The sequence below is a fragment of the Paenibacillus pasadenensis DSM 19293 genome (assembly GCF_000422485.1).
In the GTDB taxonomy this organism is placed as follows: domain Bacteria; phylum Bacillota; class Bacilli; order Paenibacillales; family Paenibacillaceae; genus Paenibacillus_O; species Paenibacillus_O pasadenensis.
Window position 1 is genome coordinate 161,434 of the sequence record NZ_KE383854.1, and the last position, 17,058, is coordinate 178,491.

Sequence of the window (17,058 nt, forward strand, 5' to 3'; positions counted from 1 at the left end):
GGCTGGCCCTACGTTGTCAGGCAGCAGTTCATAGAGGAGTTCGGACGGAGCGCTCCTGCCGCCTCGCACCACCCGGCGGCTCTCTGAAAGGTCGATTCCATCCTACTGGTTCTAATCATGACTTTTGAAGGTATGAAGCAAAGCTTGAATTAGGGAAGAGTATAGGCCATCGGTTCGAAGGTTGTCAAGCAGGGGGGAAAGAGGCGGCTCCCGCCAGGCGGAGAAGTGCGGAGAAGTGCGGAGAAGTGCGGAGAAGTGCGGAGAAGTGCGGAGAAGTGCGGAGAAGTGCGGAGAAGAGACAGCTCTGGCCTAGGCCGGACCGAGGCGCGGATTTGGCGGAATGCCTCCAGCCAAGCCGCCCGGCTAGGCGGCCGTCAGTCGGCGCGCTCCAAGGTTCGGTCATAGTTGTCCCGGGCCTGCACCACCTCGCCGTGATGAGCCGAAGCCCACCGCTTCAGCTCGCGCAGCGGTCCGATCAGCGACTGGCCGAGCGGCGTCAGCTCGCGATGGACAAGGCCGTCCCTCTCCAGCTGGCGCAGCGTCTGGGTCTGCATTTTTTTGGAGATGCCCTCGATGCGCCGCCCCATCTCGCCGAAGCGCACGGGGCCGTCTTCCAGCGCGTACAGGATCAGCGCGCTCCATTTGCTCGAGACGATGTCCAGGAACTTGGTGTAGTCGCAGCGGTCGGGCGAGATGTCGGGCTTTCGCTTGGCGGCCAGCCCGGATGTTTCGGCATTGCTCATCGATCCAACGCCTCCCAGGTCACATTGGGGTAACCCGTGCACGACAAAGTGCCTTCTACCCCGAGTATAGCCGATCTGCTAGCATGAAGGCCATACCCGAGAACGCAACTCGGGAATAGGAGGCGTTCCGCCGGCGGCTGGACGGAGAGAGGAAGCGTGAGCAGGATGACGATGAAGGCGCTGCAGCTGCAAGGGAAGCTTGGGATGGAGGGAGTGAGCCTGGCGAGCCGGTCGATTCCGGAGCCGGGGCCAGGGGAAGCGCTGGTTCGCATCCGGGCCGTGTCGCTCAATGCGCGGGATGCCGGATTCATCGAGGGGGTATACGGCTGGGATCTGGCGCAGCCGCTCGTGCTCGGCTCCGACGCTGTCGGGGAGATCATGCGGCTCGGACCCGGAACGAGCCGGTTCGCGGTCGGCGAGCGGGTCAGCGGCATCTTTTTCCAGGAGTGGATCTCCGGCGAGGTGACGGTGGAAAGCCGGGCCAGCTCGCTCGGAGGCCCGCTGGACGGAGTGTTCTCGGAATACCGGGTATTCCCGGAGCAATCGCTCGTCGCCGTGCCGGCGTATCTGAGCGATGCCGAGGCGGCCGCTCTCCCGTGCGCGGCGGTGACCGCCAGGCAGGCGATCGTGGAGGAGGGGCGGGTGAAGGCTGGCGATACCGTCGTCGTGCAGGGCACGGGCGGCGTGGCCGTGTTCGCGCTGCAGCTCGCCAAGCTGCAAGGCGCGCGCGTCATCGTGCTGTCGAGCCGCGAGGACAAGCTGCAGCGGGCGCGGGAGCTGGGAGCCGACGAGGGCATCAACTACCGGGAGCACCCGGAGTGGGAACGCGAGGTGCTGCGCCTGACCGGCGGACGCGGAGCGGACCATGTGCTGGACGTCGGCGGCGCGGACACGCTGAACCGTTCGGTGGAGTCGCTGCGCCAAGGCGGACGCATCAGCCTCGTCGGACTGCTGTCGGGCGGCGCGGTCGAGGGCTTCCGCATCGTGCCGGCGATCCAGCACCGGGCGCGCCTGCAAGCGGTCAGCGTCGGCAGCCGGGACATGTTCGAGGCGATGATCCGCGCGCTGGAGCAGCATCGCCTGCGGCCGGCCATCGACCGCGTCTACCCGCTGGAGCGGTATGAGGAGGCTTTCGCGCGGCTCACGGCAGGCGAGCATGTCGGCAAGATCGTGCTGGAGCAGCATCGCCTGCGGCCGCTGCCGTCGACCGCAGCCTCTGAGGCAGACAAGGCTGCGAAAAAAGCAACTAAAAAGCTTCTGCGAAGAAAAATTGCTCTACCTTAAATGGATAGTTTGTGCTAGCCTCCCATTTCATTAGCGAAGACAAAAAAGTTGTCTTAATAAATGTCGAAAAATGTAGGAAAACCGATGATATAGCCTCTAAGTCACAAAGTCTACCGAGACTAACTTACCATTTTAAGAAATATACGTTTACAAGAAAAGGGTTATATTATAATATTTATTTATTCGGTGTTTAAAAATTAAAAACCAGAAATAACATGAATTAAAAATGGAGGTATTTGTTTGAAGAAAAAAACATTAACAATTTCCTTATCACTACTCCTTGCATTAAGTATTAATTTTAGTGGACAGACTGCCAGTGCCAATTCAAAGGGTTTTAAATATCAGCTTACTCCTGAGAATAAAATTGAATGGTCCAAATTAAAAACGAAAAGAGAGATGGTTGAGGCCTCTAAAATTTCAAGCACAGAGTTAAATAATATGTCAACTGAAGACCTTATTAAAGCTGTACTAGACTATCCTTTACTTGATTCTACAATTTATCTTTTTAATTCATATGAGCAAGGTCTAAAAGTTTTGGAAAATGAATCTAGTGCTTTTAAGGCTCTACTCGAAAGAAATGATGCTGGTGAAAAACTTTTAGAAGCACTTAATAAAAACTTGGAATTAAAACAAGGGGAATCATTGGATCAATTATCAATAGCAATTCTTTTGAGTGATAAAACTATATGGGGTAAGGTCAGTAATAAACTTGATGCTCAAGAAAAAATGGATAAGTATCTTAGTTCTGAATCAGATGCATCTACTAGGGTAGCGTATACATCAGCAACAGTTCAAACTCCTAAAGGATCTATTGTTCCTGTTATAATAAGAGGTGAGGAGCTAACACTTATTCAAAAATCTGATTTGAATCAATCGGTACAACAGCAATATCCAAATGCTACCTATAGTTCTACATCAACAACTAATTTTAACTGTCACTCTTATGCATGGTACTCTAATAGTACTGGAAATACGTATTGGATGAATGACCCCAGTAAATATATGTCAGATGGAAGTTATTCAAGTTTCTCAAACTTAATTAATGCAGGTATAAACACTAGGGTCTTTTATAATAATGGTGACCACTCTGGAATTGTGTATGAAGCAGCTGGGCCAATAGCAAGTGCTACTTCGTTAAAAATAATTTCAAAATGGGGACAAGGCCCTGTAATGAAACATACAGCAGGATATTCTCCTTATGACTCTAGTACTTTAACAATTTGGAAAAAGAATTAATTTATAAAGCTCAGTATATTTATACTGAGCTTTATAAATTTGTGGAGGTTGTATTAGTATATGATTAGGAAAATGATTATAACTCTTTTATTGTTTGGTATTTCTATAGTTACTTATGGATGTGAAGAGAAAACCTTGGACAGTCAAGTTAAAGGTACTATTGTTATAAAAAACAATGAAAATATATTAAGATATTTATCTAGTAATACAAAGAGTTTTGATTATGAAAATATATATTCTTTAAAGGAATTAATGAAACAGGATAAAGAGAATATACCTTATATTAAAATAGGAGAGATGATTACAATTGAATTTAAAGAAGAGAACCCTGATTCGCTCATTTTATTTGATGATATTCTAAATCAAGACGGGACATTAAAATATAGAGGGTCCCAAAAAACCATCGAATTACAGAAAAAAGGCGAATTATATAGGATTCCAATATTGGAACATTTCGCAACAAACTTAAGCTCAAATATAAGCGATTATAACCAAGGTTCTACGTTTAGAGGATTTAGAGTAATTGGAAAATGGGGGGGAGAACAAAGAGAGATTGCTTTTGTTATTAGAACAGATCCCAAATAAGGATGCTAAAATAGACAAAGCAGGCGGTAACCTGCTTTGTCTTTAATTGATTTTATTGTTTTTGTTCATAGTCTCTAGGTTTAACTTTCCCCCGGCGATCGCCTCCTGCAGCGCGGCGAGCACGCCGTCGAGATGGGCGGTCAGCCGCCGCTCGGCGAGCGAGGCGTCACCGCGCTCGATCGCGTCCAGGATGCCCGCGTGCTCTTCAAGCAGCCGCTCGGCCGTGCCCGGCTCGCGGTAGAAGCGCAGCTCCCGCGTCTGCCGGATCGTCGCCTCGAAGCGGTCCGCGAGCGACTCCATCATGCCGGCGAGCAGCGGGTTGCCGGCCGCGCCGGCGATCGCCATGTGGAACGCGGTGTCCGCGCGCTCCCCGGCCGCCGTGTCGCCGAGCTCCAGCGCCTGGCGCATCTGCGCGAACGCCTCGCGCAGCCGCGCCAGCTCCGGCTCGCCGCGGCGCAAGGCGGCAAGCCGCACCGCGCCGGCCTCGAGCGCGCGCCGCACCTCGAGCAGCTCGGCGAGCGAGCCGGCGCTCTCGAACAGCATGTCCGCGCCGTGGCGGGGGTCGCTCGGCAGCACCGCCTTGACGAACGTGCCGCCGCCATGGCGCACGTCGAGCCAGCCGGTCGCCTTGAGCGCGCTCGTCGCCTCGCGGATCGTGGAGCGGCCGACGCCGTACTGCTCGGCCAGCTCGACGACCGACGGCAGACGCTGCCCCGGCTGCCAGGCGCCGCTCTGGATCTGCTCCAGCATATGGCCCGCGACGAGCTCGTGGTTTTTGGCGGATGTGATCTTCATGCAGCCTCGCCCTCCGAATTCCTCAGAGCGTTTTTGCAAACGCTCCCTAGTCAATGCCAGCATTATAGCATATAATGAGCGACATAAGTCATCTGATGACCTGATGAATAGATCGGGTTGCATAGGAGGAGCGAACATGCTGGAACAATCGCTGCTGGAGCGGCTGCAGGCCATCGTCGGGGAGAAGCATGCGCGTGACGACATGGAGGCGCGTGTCGCCCATTCGTACGACGGGACGCCGATGCTGCAGAGCCTGCCGGACGGGGTCGTGTACCCGGAGACGACGGAGCAGGTGTCGGAGATCATGAAGCTGCTGACGAAGCATCGGGTGCCAGTCGTGACGCGCGGCTCGGGCTCGAACCTGTGCGGGGGGACGGTGCCGTTGCAGGGCGGCGTCGTGCTGGTCATGCATCGCATGAACCGCATCCTCGAGGTCGATCTGGACAATCTGACGGCGACGGTGCAGCCGGGACTCATCACGCAGACGTTCACCGACCATGTCGAGTCGCTCGGGCTGTTCTATCCGCCGGATCCGAGCAGCATGAAGATCTCGACGATCGGGGGCAACATCAGCGAGAACTCCGGCGGCCTGCGCGGGCTGAAGTACGGCACGACCAAGGACTATGTGCTCGGGCTCGAAGCGGTGCTGGCGAGCGGCGAGATCATCCGCACCGGCGGCAAGCTGGTGAAGGACGTCGCCGGCTACGACCTGACCAAGCTGCTCGTCGGCTCGGAGGGGACGCTGGCGATCGTGACGGAAGCGACGCTGAAGCTCGTGCCGCCGCCGGCGGCGAAAAAGACGATGCTCGCGATGTACCGCGACCTGCAGGGTGCGGCCCGCACCGTCTCGCGCATCATCGAGAGCCGGATCATTCCGGCCACGCTGGAAATTCTCGACAACCCGACGATCCGGGTCGTCGACGATTTCGCCAAGCTCGGGCTGCCGCGCGACATGGAGGCGATCCTGCTCATCGAGCAGGACGGCGAGCCGGAGGTCGTCGAGCGCGACATGGAGGCGATCCGCGCGGTCTGCCTCGCCGAGCGGGCCGACCGCGTCGAGGTCGCCGAGACGCGCGAGCACGCGGAGCGCCTGATCGCGGCGCGGCGCAGCGCCTTCACGGCGCTCGCCCGCCTGCGGCCGACGACGATCCTCGAGGATGCGACCGTGCCGCGCTCGCGCATCGCGGACATGGTGCGGCGCATCGGCGAGATCGCGGCCAAGCATGGGGTGAACATCGCGACGTTCGGCCATGCCGGCGACGGCAACCTGCATCCGACGGCGACGACCGACGCGCGCGACGCGGAGGAGGTGCACCGGGTCGAGGAGGCGTTTGCGGAAATTTTTGAAGCGGCGATCTCGATGGGCGGCACGATCACCGGCGAGCACGGCGTCGGCGTCGTGAAGGCGCCGTACCTGGAGTGGAAGGTCGGCGAGAGCGGCATGGCGGTGATGGAGGCCATCAAGGCCGCGTTCGACCCGCTTGGCCTGCTCAACCCCGGCAAGATGTTCGCCAAGGACCGGCGCAAAAGGGTGGTGATCCAGCATGGCTGACCGCATGAGCCTGAAGGAGCGGCTGAAGCCGCGGCGGGCGGCGGCGCTCTCGCTCGGCCTGGGATGGACGTCCGCGCCGGCCGGGCTGGCCGCGCTCGCGCAGGAGCTGCCGGCCGAGCGCCGGCCTTCGGCGTCGGCCTGGATGGCGTCGGCAGGGGGCTCGGCAGCGGACGCCGGCGGCGTCCTGCACGCGGCGCTGCCGGGCACCGGCACGGCGGCGGGCGCTTCGACGGAAGCGGCACCGCACGGCTTGCCAGGCGCGACTCATCCCGGTTCCGGACCGTCGCACGGCTCCGGCTCCGGCTTCGGCAAGCCGCAGATCGAGCATGCCAATCCGCTGGCCCGCACGCTGCTCGCCAAGCTGGATTACGACCAGCTGACGAACTGCATGCGCTGCGGCTTTTGCCTGCCGGCTTGCCCGACGTTCCGCGAGACCGGCATCGAGCCGGAGTCGCCGCGCGGCCGGATCGCGCTCATGAAGGCCGTCGCCGACGGCCTGATGGACCCGGACGAGAGCTTCCGCGCGCAGATGAACCACTGTCTCGGCTGCCGCGCCTGCGAGCCGGCCTGCCCGGCGGACGTGAAGTACGGCCAGCTGATCGAGCAGGCGCGCGACGCGCTGGAGGACCACTCCGACCATAATGTTCCTGTCAAAGGCGTCCGCGCGGCGCTGTTCCGCGGCGTCTTTCCGAAGCGAGGCAGCCTGCGGGCGCTCGGCGGCGCGCTCGCCCTGTACCAGAAGTCGGGGCTGCGCCGCGTCGCGCGCGGCGCCGGCATCATGAAGCTGTTCCCCGCGCCGATCCGCGAGATGGAGGAGATCCTGCCGGATGCCTCTTCACGCGGGGTGATCGAGCGGATCGGCACGTACTTGCCGGCCCAAGGCGAATCGCTCGGGCGGGTGGCGCTGTTCCGCGGCTGCATCATGGATGTGCTGTTCGCCGGCACGAACGTGAATACGGCGGAGCTGCTGGCACAGGCGGGCTATGACGTCGTCATCCCGCGCGAGCAGGCCTGCTGCGGAGCGCTCCATGCGCACAGCGGCGAGCTGGATCAGGCGCGCGGGCTCGCCCGACGCAATTTGGAGGCGTTCCGCGACGGCGGCATCGAGTGGATCGTCTCCAATGCGGGCGGCTGCGGGGCGCAGCTCGTCGAGTACGGGCATCTGCTGCAGGACGATCCGGATTATGCGGAGCTGGCGCAGGCTTTCGCGGCACGCGTCGTCGACGTCAGCCGGCTGCTCGTCGCCAGCGGCCGCCTGCCGCTGGAAGGTGCGCTGCAGGCGGCAGGCGAGGCCGCCGCTGCGGCGTGGTCGAACTCGGCCTGCGGCGGCGGATGCTCTTCCGCCCTCGGCACGGACCCGGCTGCCGCTGGCGAGACGCGCCCGCCGGTGCGGGTCACGTACCAGGATTCCTGCCATTTGCGCAACGGCATGAAAGGCTCGTCCGAGCCTCGCCAGCTCATCCGCCAGACCGGCGGCGTCGAGTTCGTGGAGATGCGGGAGTCCGACCGCTGCTGCGGCTCGGCGGGCATCTACAACGTGCTGCAGCCGGAGATGGCCGGGCAGCTGCTGGAGCACAAGATGGAGCATGCCGGCGCGACCGGCGCGAGCTACCTGTTGACGAGCAACCCCGGCTGCCTGCTGCAGATGAAGCTCGGCGTGCACAAGCACGGCGATCCGGCGACGATGAAGGTCATGCATGTGGTCGACTTCCTGCATGAGCGGGTCGCGGCCGGAAAGAGCTGAGACGCTGGCTGAAGCGAAAAGAAGCCCGATCCGGTTTCCTGGATCGGGTTCTTTGCCGTCTCTGCGGCTGGTTGATCCCATTAAAAGTAAATGTTATTTACAAATGGCAATTAGAGGAGGTAGAATCTGGATGGCTGCAGGAATGGAGGACGCGAGCTCGCTTCCTTGTATGCCTTGAAGCCTTCGCTGGACGGTGGCGGGAGCGAGCTGCCGGCTTCATTCTGGACGGCCTTCTCTGCGAAGGCGGACGAGCTGCTCGGTCAGGTCCGCCGGGGCGAGCTTGAAGTCGGGCCGTTCCTGGATCGGCTGCAATTTTGGGCAAGGGAGAACGTGAGCGTCCATCGGACCTAGCGACAGGCCAGATGCCAGGCTGAGCCAGCCGCCCCTTGACGCCCTCGGGCTTCATGGAGTATCGTAATGCCTAATCAATCCAGCAACAGCGACGACCAAGGCCACCCCGCTCCACCATTCGCCCGCCCAGAAAGGAAGCTCCCGGCTGAGAGGCTTCCCGTGCGAAGGATCGGATTCCCACCTTGCGAGCTGCAGCCCGTCCTGCCCTGTCCCATGGCGGCGGCGAGCTGCCGGCAGCGGCCGTTATCCGCAAGAGGGCTGGCGCTGCCGATGAGGCGGCCGACAGCTGAACCAGGGTGGTACCGCGACGCATTCGTCCCTAGACGAGTGCGTCGCTTTTTGTTTTTTTAAGCATCCGATCGTCCGGCTAGGCAATGTGTCGCTCCGTCCGCACTGGCAGCGCCAGGGAGTCTAAAGTGCCTTGGTTCGCGTCAATCCGGCGCACCGGCTCGACGAGGGAGTCGAGAGTACCTTGGTTCGCGAAGATCCGGCGCATCGGCTCGATGAGGGAGTCGAGAGTGCCTTGGTTCACGGAGATCCGGCGCACCGGCTCAATAAGGGAGTCGAGAGTGCCTTGGCGTGATGAGACATTGGTTAGTCCGACGATCAGTGCCGTGCTAGCGGGTCGAGCGAGGGATAAGAACGGACCTCGTTTCCAGAATAAAGCGAGAGCGTCTTGGCCCCGCGCAGGAGGTTCGAATCGACGGCTCGGACGAATTCCTTCGATGTCTGGCTGCCCATGCATTGCATTTTTATCCATCCCATCCCATAGGAGTGTGAATCCCATGCGTCAAAGCCGAATGCTGCTCCCGACTCTGCGCGAAGCCCCCGGCGACGCGGAAGCGTCCAGCCATGCGCTCATGCAGCGCGCCGGCATGATCCGCCAGCTCGCCGCCGGCGTCTACTCGTACCTGCCGCTCGGGCGGCGCGTGCTGGGCAAGATCGAGCGGATCATCCGCGAGGAAATGGACCGCGCCGGCGCTCAGGAAACGCTGCTGCCCGCGCTGCAGCCGGCCGAGCTGTGGCGGCAGTCCGGCCGCTACGATGTGTACGGCCCCGAGCTGATGCGGCTGTGCGACCGTCACGACCGCGAGTTCGCGCTCGGGCCGACCCACGAGGAGGTCGTGACCGCCCTCGTCGGAGCGGAAGTGTCCAGCTACCGCAAGCTGCCGCTCGCGCTGTACCAGATCCAGACGAAGTTCCGCGACGAGCGCCGCCCCCGCTACGGCCTGCTGCGCGGACGGGAGTTCCTGATGAAGGATGCGTATTCCTTCGACGCGGACCGCGAAGGGCTGGACCGCGCCTACGGCGCGATGCTCGCGGCATACCACCGGATCTTCAGCCGGCTCGGCCTGCGCTACCGCGCCGTCGAGGCGGATGCCGGAGCGATCGGCGGCGACGGGGGCACGCATGAGTTCATGGCGCTGGCGGACATCGGCGAGGATACGATCGTCTCCTGCAGCCGCTGCGAGTACGCCGCCAACCTGGAAAAGGCCGAGGCGCGGCCGGCCGCCCCCACCGCCGCTTCCTCCCTGACAAAGGGCCTCCCGGCTGCCGCGGCCGCCCCGTCCCACGGAGCGGAGCCCTCGACGCCCGCCGCAGACGACTTCTCCGCAACGGACCCGCCATCTGCCGCGGCCGCTCCCATCGCCGCCGCCGCGGCGCCGGAGCGCGCAGCGACGCCGGATGCCCGGACGATCGCGGAAGTATCCGCTTATCTGGACGTGCCGCCGGCCGGCATCCTCAAGACGCTGCTGTTCGTCGTCGGCGGCACGCCCGTCGCCGTCGTCGTTCGCGGAGACCATGAGATCAACGAGCTCAAGGTGCTGCAGCGGCTGCGGGAGGATGGGCTCGCTCGCGAGGAGGACGCGCTCGAGCTGGCGGATGCCGAGACGGTGCTGCGCGCGACCGGCGCCAAGCCGGGCTTCGCCGGGCCGGTCGGCCTCGACGTGCCGCTGCTCGTCGATCGGGACGTGGCCGCGCTCGCTTCGGCGGTCGCCGGAGCTGGCGAGGAAGGCTTCCATCTGCTTGGAGTCGTCCCGGGACGGGACTTTCCGCTGGAGCGGACGGGCTCTTTCCGCAACGCGGCCGAGGGCGACGGCTGCCCCCGCTGCGAGGAAGGCCGCCTGACGCTCAGCCGGGGCATCGAGCTCGGCCATGTGTTCAAGCTCGGCACGAAGTACAGCGAGAAGCTCGGCGCGCTCTACCTGGACAAGGCGGGCAAGGAGCGGCCGATCGTCATGGGCTGCTACGGCATCGGCGTCTCGCGCGCGCTCGCCGCTGCGGCGGAGCAGTCGCAGGACGGGCATGGCCTCGTTTGGCCGGATGCGCTCGCTCCTTTTCATGTACATGTGATGGCGGTGTCCGCGAAGGACGAGGCTCAGCAGGCGCTCGCCGAGCGCCTCTACGATCAGCTCTCCGCCGCCGGCGTGGAGACGCTGCTGGACGACCGGGACGAGCGCCCCGGCGTGAAGTTCAAGGACGCCGATCTGATCGGCATCCCCGTGCGCCTCGTCGTCGGCCGCGATGCCGTGAACGGCGCAGTCGAATACGTCGAGAGAAGCGGCCTCGGCAAGGAGGCCGTGTCCGCCGAGGAGGCGGTCCGGCGCGTGCTTGAGCGCTTCCGGCCGAGCTGAGCGTTGCTCCAAAGCCCATCCGCCATGCGGCGAATGGGCTTTTTAAATGCAGGCGGGCATCAACGATGCAGCTGTGCCGGCGGTTCAGGGAATCAGCACGATCTTCCCGCTGTGCAGCCGGCTTTCGAGCAGGCGGTGGGCTTCGGCGCCGTCTTTCAAAGGAAACCGGCGGATGTCCGCCAGCCGCAGCCGCCCGTCGCGGATCCACTGGAACAGCTCGCCCGAGCGGGCGACGCGCTCCTCCGCCGTCGTGACGTGGTTCCACAGGTCGCCGCCGGTCAGCGTCTTGGACGTGTCCATGAGCATGCGCGGATCGACAGGCTCCGGATCTCCTCCGGCCATGCCGTAAAAGACGACCGTTCCCCGCGTCCGCACCGCGGCGAAGCTGCTCGGGAGCGTCGAGCCGACGGAGTCGTAGGCGACCGACACGCCTTGGCCGTCCCGGCTCCACCGGCGCGCCTCGCCGGCCCAGTCCGGGCCGTACAGCAGCGCTTCGTCCGCGCCTGCCCGCAGGGCGGCCTCGCGCTTGGCCGCGGAGGACGTCAGGCCGAGCACGCGCGCGCCTTTGGCCGCCGCCATCTGCACGAGCAGCTGGCCGACGCCGCCGGCAGCGGCATGGACGAGCACGTCGTCGCCGGCCGAGACCGCATAGCTGTCCTGCACGAGATAGTGGGCGGTCAGCCCTTGCAGCAGCAAGGCCGCCGCCTGCTCGCAGGAGATGTCGTCCGGGAGCGGAATGATCCGGTCGACCGGCGCCTTGACCAGCTCGGCGTTGGCGTGGGGGACATCGGCGAACGCGACGCGATCGCCCGGCCGCAGCGCGCCGGCACCTTTTCCCGTCTGCTCGATGACTCCCGCTCCCTCGTAGCCGAGGATGTAGGGCGGCTGTCCGGCCAGATGGTAGTTGCCGCTGCGGCGATAGATGTCCGCGAAGTTCAGGCCGATCGCCTCCAAGCGGACGAGCACCTCTCCCTCCCCGATGACAGGATCGGCCAGCTCCTCGTATCGGAGCGTCTCCGGTCCTCCGAAGGCGTGAAAAACCAATGCTTTCATTCGTCGTCTCCCCTTCCTATGCGAATCTATATCCTTGGGCTGCGCGTTCTCTCCTTGTAGTATAGTGGACGCTGGCATTCGATGCGAAGGAGGCGAAGGCACCATGGGGGAACATGCCGGACTAGGGCTCGTCGCGGCGCTATTGGCCGCCGTAGGGGCGGCGATGCTGCTCGCCGCCCGCAAAGGCTCGCGCCCGAACAGCCGCTACGCAGCGGCCGTCGGCGCGGGATTGATCCTGTGCGCGCTGCTGCTGCTGGCAGCCAGCGGCTGGGCGGACGCGGACGAGGCGGCGCATCGGATCGGACATTAAAGCAGCGGCGGGCTGATGGGAGGGCGTTGGGAGGACGGTGGGAGGACGGTGGAAGGACGTAGGGAGACGGTGCGGCGCGCGCCTGCGGGCCGCGGGTGGTATACTTGAGGAAGAATTTTCCCTTCCAAGGAGGCTTACCGAACGTGTCCATGACCTTTGATCCGCTCCATCATCCGCATCCTTCCTATCGTCAGCCAGCCTACGCCCGCAGAGGCATGGTCGCGACCTCGCAGCCGCTCGCGGCGCAGGCCGGGCTCGACATCCTGCGCCAAGGCGGCAACGCGATCGACGCCGCCGTCGCGGCCGCGGCCGCGCTGACGGTCGTCGAGCCCTGCTCCAACGGCATCGGCGGCGACGCCTTCGCGCTCGTCTGGACGGGCGACCGCCTGCACGGCCTCAGCGGCAACGGCCCGGCGCCGGCGTCGATCTCGATCGACGCGCTGCGGGAGCGCGGCCATGAAGCGATGCCCCGCCTCGGCGCCATCCCGGTGACGGTGCCGGGCGCGCCGGCCGCCTGGGCCGAGCTGAGCTCCCGCTTCGGGCGGCTCGGGCTGGACGAGCTGCTGGAGCCGGCGGCGAGCTATGCGGAGCAAGGCTTTCCGGTCTCGCCGGTCGCGGCTTATTATTGGGACCGGGCTTTTCAGTCCTACGGCAAGCAGCTGTCCACCGAGAACGTCGCCGCCTGGATGGAGACCTTCGCTCCGCATGGCCGCGCGCCGCGGGCCGGCGAGCTGTGGGCTTCGCCGGCGCATGCCGAGACGCTCCGCTCGATCGGACGCAGCGGGGCGCGCAGCTTTTACGAGGGCGAGCTGGCCGAGCGGATCCACGCCTGCATCTGGGAGCGCGGCGGCTTCCTGACCGCGGCCGATCTGGCCGCCTATGCGCCGGAGTGGGTCGACCCGATCCATGTCCGCTACCGCGACTTCGAGGTGTGGGAGATTCCGCCGAGCGGCCAGGGGCTGGTCGCGCTGCAGGCGCTGTCGATTCTGGACGGCTTCGAGTTCCGGCCGGAGGAAAGGCTTGGGGCGGAAGCGATCCATCGGCAGCTCGAAGCGACGAAGCTTGCTTTTGCCGACGGACTGAAGCATCTGACCGATCCGCGCCATATGAAGGTCGCGCCCGAGCAGCTGCTCTCTCCGGAATATGCGGCGCTCCGACGCGGCCTGATCGGGCCGCAGGCGATGATGCCGGAGCCCGGCCGTCCAGGCGGCAGCGGCACGGTCTATCTGGCGACGGCAGACAACGAGGGCAACATGGTGTCGTTCATCCAGAGCAACTACATGGGCTTCGGCTCGGGCATCGTCGTGCCGGGCACCGGCATCGCGCTGCAGAACCGCGGCGCGGACTTCTCGCTCGATCCGTCCCATGCGAACGCGCTGCTGGCGGGCAAAAAGACGTACCACACGATCATCCCCGGCTTCCTCACGCGCGGCGGCGGCCAGCCGGTCGGTCCGTTCGGCGTGATGGGCGGGTATATGCAGCCGCAGGGCCATGTGCAGGCGGTCATGAACCTGGTCGACTACAACCTGCATCCGCAGGCGGCGCTCGACGCGCCGCGCTGGCAATGGCACGAGGGGCTCAGCGTCTCGGTCGAGCCGCATTTCCCGGCGGACGTCGCGGAGGCGCTGGAGCGGATGGGCCATGCCGTGCGGCGGGAAGACGGCTTCGGCTCGTTCGGTCGCGGACAGATCATCCTGCGCGATCCGGCGACGGGCGTGCTGTGCGGCGGCACCGACTTCCGCACGGACGGCATCGTCGCGGGCTTCTAGCCGATGCGGCGGCTAGTCGGCCGCTGGCTGCGGCGTCGCGGGGCAGCGCCGGACGGGAGCGATGCCGATGCTGTCGACGGCAGGGAGCCTGCTGTCGGCGTCGCGGTTTTTGCCGGGGGCTGCTTCTGGTGCATGGTCGAGCCGTTCGAGCGGCTGCCGGGCATCCTGTCGGTCACGTCGGGCTACACGGGCGGCTGGACGGACGACCCGACGTACGAGCGGGTGGCGTCGGAGACGACCGGCCACGCGGAAGCGGTGCGGATCGAGTTCGATCCGCGCCTTTTTCCGTATGAGCGGCTGCTCGACCTGTTCTGGCGGCAGATTGATCCGACGGATGCGGGAGGCCAGTTCCAGGATCGAGGCGCTTCGTATCGGACGGCGATCTTCGTCCAGGACGAGCGGCAGCGCGAGCTGGCGGAGGCTTCGCGGCGGGCGCTGGAGCGGAGCGGGCGCTTCAAGGGACGGATCGCCACGGAGATCGTGGCGGCAGGCCCGTTCTACCCGGCAGAGGACGAGCATCAGCAGTATCATCGGCGGCGCTTCGGCCATTACCGGCTGTATCGCCAGGCCTCGGGGAGGGATGCTTTCCTGCGCCGCCACTGGAAGCGGGAGCGGGACCGCAAGCGGCTGGAAAGCCTGCTGACGGCGGAGCAAAGGCTGACCGCGCTGGAGCGCCGGCCCGAGCCGGCTTATGCCAATGCGTACTGGAGCCAGCCGGAGCAAGGCATCTACGTCGACCTGCTGACGGGCGATCCGCTGTTCGGCACGCCGGATCAGTTCGATGCCGGCGACGGATGGCCGGCCTTCCGGCGGCCGCTTCATGACGGCCTGATCGTCTGCGAGGCGGAGCTCGGCTCCGGCCCGCCGCGGACGGCGCTGCTGTCGCGGCTGAGCGGGCTGTTCCTCGGCTATGCGCTGCGGGAGGCGGACGCGACAGGCGGCGGAGGGCATTATCGCGTCTACTCGGCGGCGGTGCGATTCGTGCCCCGCAGCCGGCTGGCGGAGGAAGGCTATGCCGGCCAGCTCGCGCTATGGGAGGAGATGTGTTGACTCGCATGAAGGAGTCAAGAGTGCCTTCATCGGGCGCTTGGGTGCGTGGGGATGAATTAAGGGAGTCGAGAGTGCCTTCATCGGGCGGTTGGGTGCGTGGGGATGAATTAATGGAGTCGAAGTGCCTTCATCGGGCGCTTGGGTGCGTGGGGGTGAATGGAGGGAGTCGAGAGTGCCTTCATGGGGCGGTTGAGTGCGTGGGGATGAATTAAGGGAGTCGAGAGTACCTTCATGGGGCGGTTGAGTGCGTGGGGATGAATGGAGGGAATCGAGAGTGCCTTCATCGGGCGCTTGGGTGCGTGGGAATGAATTAAGGGAGTCGAGAGTGCCTTCATCGGGCGCTTGGGTGCGTGGGGGTGAATGGAGGGAGTCGAGAGTGCCTTCATGGGGCGGTTGGGTGCGTGGGGATGAATGGAGGGAGTCAAGAGTGCCTTCATCGGGCGTGTCAGGCGCGTTGGATGGATTGAAGGAGTCGGAAGTGCCTTCATGAAAGGCAAAGAGGCTGCCCCAGGTCGTTCGAACGACCTGGGACAGCCTCTTTCGTGCGCAGGATGCCGCAGCGCTTCCCGGGAGGAGCCTCAGTCGGCTCCCCCGGGCGTAGCCGCGCTCCGCGAGCGTAGCCGCAGCCCGCAGGGCGCGCCAACAGCCCGCCCGGCGCAGCAACACAGCCCGCCCGGCGCGCCACCAGCCGCCCGGCGCGGCCTATAGGGCCTGCTCCTGCAGCTAGCAGCCCCTGCTCAAGCGAAGCCGAGCTGCTGCTGCTGGACTTCGGCATCCATGGCCGAGACGGCCAGGAAAGCCGCATCGAGCTCGCGCGTCGTCACGAGGCGCAGCACGAACTGGCCGAGCTCCTCGAAGCTCATGCGCCGCAGGCTGGCGATGAACTCATCGGTCAGCACAGTGTCGCCGAGCACCTCCTTCACGACTTCAATGACGGTATGTACCCTTGCTGTATGTTCAAGCTCGTCGATCGTTCTCATAGTCGATATCCTCCCGTAGCGAATGGATTGGAATCGGCGGGCCGGCGCGGACACGGCGGCGGATTCCGAGGGCGATTTTTTCCAAGCTTTGGTCGCCTGCTCGATCTTAGCATGACGGAATGCTCCGGCAGACGAGTCTGAAGGAATTATAATCTCGGTTTCATTTTTCTCATCGACAGGACTTTTGCTATACTGGGAAGACCAGACCTAAGAAACGGAGGCATAGGCATGAGCACGGTACCGATGTCGAACGACGAAAGACTAGGCATCCTCAAGGCGATCTCCAACGAGACGAGGCTGAACATCCTGTGCTGGCTGCGAGATGTAGACGGCCAGTTCCCTCTGTCCCCGGAGCAGGTGCGCTCCGAGTTCCCGGGCGGCGTCTGCGTCGGCAGCATCCAGGACAAGTCCGGATTGACGCAGTCGGTCATCTCTTCGTATCTCGCCTCGATGCAAAAGGCCGGCCTGCTGGAGTCGCGCCGCTTCGGACAGTGGACCTATTACCGGCGCAACGAAGCGGCGATCAAGGCGTTCCTCGCCGATCTAGCCGCGGAGCTGCAGGCAACCAAAGAATAAGGGTTGCTCTTGCGTCCATTGATCTATATATTCATGAATATAGAATTACAAAACAGGATGTCGAGGAGGAATTTTTGACCATGTCTACCGCTACCCATGCCGCGCCGCTGTTCCGTCCGTTCGAGGGCGGCAAGCTGAAGCTCGACAACCGCGTCGTGATGGCGCCGATGACGCGCGGCTTTTCGCCCGGCGGCGTGCCTGGCGCCGACGTCGCCGCTTATTACCGCCGCCGCGCCGAGCACGGCGTAGGGCTGATTATTACCGAAGGCACGGTCATCGACCATCCGGCGGCTGCAGCGGACCGGAACGTGCCGCATTTCTACGGCGCGGAGGCGCTGGAGGGCTGGGCTCGCGTCGTGCGCGAGGTGCATGAGGCCGGAGGCAAGATCATTCC

Annotated in this window: 15 protein-coding genes and 1 other annotated feature (1 of these 16 only partly in view); of the genes, 11 read left to right on the forward strand and 4 right to left on the reverse strand. The window is 63.4% G+C overall.

The features are described from left to right. Positions 1-128 (reverse strand) — a binding site (T-box leader); it reaches 106 nt to the left of the window's first position. Positions 129-374: 246 nt separating this feature from the next. Beyond that, on the reverse strand, positions 375-743 hold the full coding sequence (locus H582_RS0121005) for a winged helix-turn-helix transcriptional regulator (protein ID WP_052333502.1): 369 nt from the start codon (positions 741-743) through the stop codon (positions 375-377). A 165-nt stretch (positions 744-908) separates the two neighbouring features. On the opposite strand from H582_RS0121005, the gene H582_RS28825 reads away from it, so the two are divergent. The 3 genes from H582_RS28825 to H582_RS32175 all read left to right on the forward strand — a co-directional run bounded on the left by H582_RS28825 (position 909) and on the right by H582_RS32175 (position 3,848). Continuing rightward, on the forward strand, positions 909-2,027 hold the full coding sequence (locus tag H582_RS28825; RefSeq protein WP_228551803.1) for a zinc-dependent alcohol dehydrogenase family protein: 1,119 nt from the start codon (positions 909-911) through the stop codon (positions 2,025-2,027). Between the two features lie 240 nt (positions 2,028-2,267). After that, on the forward strand, positions 2,268-3,263 hold the full coding sequence (locus tag H582_RS32170; RefSeq protein WP_127464498.1) for a hypothetical protein: 996 nt from the start codon (positions 2,268-2,270) through the stop codon (positions 3,261-3,263). Between the two features lie 60 nt (positions 3,264-3,323). Continuing rightward, positions 3,324-3,848: a hypothetical protein gene (locus tag H582_RS32175; protein WP_127464499.1), complete on the forward strand. Its 525-nt coding sequence runs from the start codon at positions 3,324-3,326 to the stop codon at positions 3,846-3,848. 42 nt (positions 3,849-3,890) lie between these two features. On the opposite strand, the gene H582_RS28830 is transcribed toward H582_RS32175, so the two are convergent. Further along, the gene (locus H582_RS28830) at positions 3,891-4,643 is read right to left on the reverse strand and encodes a FadR/GntR family transcriptional regulator (protein ID WP_052333503.1); all 753 of its coding nucleotides are present in this window, start codon (positions 4,641-4,643) and stop codon (positions 3,891-3,893) included. 136 nt (positions 4,644-4,779) lie between these two features. Between H582_RS28830 and H582_RS0121020 the strand changes: the two genes are divergently transcribed. The 3 genes from H582_RS0121020 (at position 4,780) to H582_RS0121040 (ending at position 10,926) form a co-directional block, all read left to right on the forward strand. Further along, positions 4,780-6,195, forward strand: a complete 1,416-nt coding sequence (locus H582_RS0121020; protein WP_028600110.1) for an FAD-linked oxidase C-terminal domain-containing protein — start codon at positions 4,780-4,782, stop codon at positions 6,193-6,195. Beyond that, positions 6,188-7,939 (forward strand): (Fe-S)-binding protein, encoded by a 1,752-nt coding sequence (locus tag H582_RS0121025; protein WP_228551256.1) that lies wholly within the window; start codon positions 6,188-6,190, stop codon positions 7,937-7,939. Before H582_RS0121020 ends, H582_RS0121025 begins: the two co-directional genes overlap by 8 nt. A 1,136-nt stretch (positions 7,940-9,075) precedes the next feature. Continuing rightward, a complete protein-coding gene (locus tag H582_RS0121040; RefSeq protein ID WP_028600113.1) occupies positions 9,076-10,926 on the forward strand; it encodes a proline--tRNA ligase in 1,851 nt (616 codons plus the stop codon). Positions 10,927-11,010: 84 nt separating this feature from the next. Here the strand turns inward: H582_RS0121040 and H582_RS0121045 are convergent, their stop codons facing one another. Then, the gene (locus tag H582_RS0121045) at positions 11,011-11,979 is read right to left on the reverse strand and encodes a quinone oxidoreductase family protein (RefSeq protein WP_028600114.1); all 969 of its coding nucleotides are present in this window, start codon (positions 11,977-11,979) and stop codon (positions 11,011-11,013) included. A 103-nt stretch (positions 11,980-12,082) separates the two neighbouring features. Between H582_RS0121045 and H582_RS0121050 the strand changes: the two genes are divergently transcribed. The 3 genes from H582_RS0121050 to msrA all read left to right on the forward strand — a co-directional run bounded on the left by H582_RS0121050 (position 12,083) and on the right by msrA (position 15,108). Continuing rightward, positions 12,083-12,289 carry a hypothetical protein gene (locus H582_RS0121050; RefSeq protein WP_028600115.1) on the forward strand — a complete coding sequence of 69 codons (207 nt, stop codon included), beginning with the start codon at positions 12,083-12,085 and terminating at the stop codon, positions 12,287-12,289. Between the two features lie 149 nt (positions 12,290-12,438). Beyond that, positions 12,439-14,058 carry a gamma-glutamyltransferase family protein gene (locus H582_RS0121055; RefSeq protein ID WP_028600116.1) on the forward strand — a complete coding sequence of 540 codons (1,620 nt, stop codon included), beginning with the start codon at positions 12,439-12,441 and terminating at the stop codon, positions 14,056-14,058. Positions 14,059-14,061: 3 nt separating this feature from the next. After that, on the forward strand, positions 14,062-15,108 hold the full coding sequence (msrA, locus tag H582_RS28835; RefSeq protein WP_084137493.1) for a peptide-methionine (S)-S-oxide reductase MsrA: 1,047 nt from the start codon (positions 14,062-14,064) through the stop codon (positions 15,106-15,108). A gap of 737 nt (positions 15,109-15,845) precedes the next feature. Here msrA and H582_RS32180 read toward each other — a convergent pair. After that, positions 15,846-16,088, reverse strand: a complete 243-nt coding sequence (locus tag H582_RS32180; RefSeq protein ID WP_127464601.1) for a hypothetical protein — start codon at positions 16,086-16,088, stop codon at positions 15,846-15,848. 228 nt (positions 16,089-16,316) lie between these two features. On the opposite strand from H582_RS32180, the gene H582_RS0121070 reads away from it, so the two are divergent. Then, positions 16,317-16,664 (forward strand): ArsR/SmtB family transcription factor, encoded by a 348-nt coding sequence (locus H582_RS0121070; protein WP_228551258.1) that lies wholly within the window; start codon positions 16,317-16,319, stop codon positions 16,662-16,664. 80 nt (positions 16,665-16,744) lie between these two features. Continuing rightward, positions 16,745-17,058, forward strand: a 314-nt coding sequence (locus H582_RS0121075) for an oxidoreductase (protein ID WP_028600118.1), incomplete at its 3' end; no start/stop codon positions are given.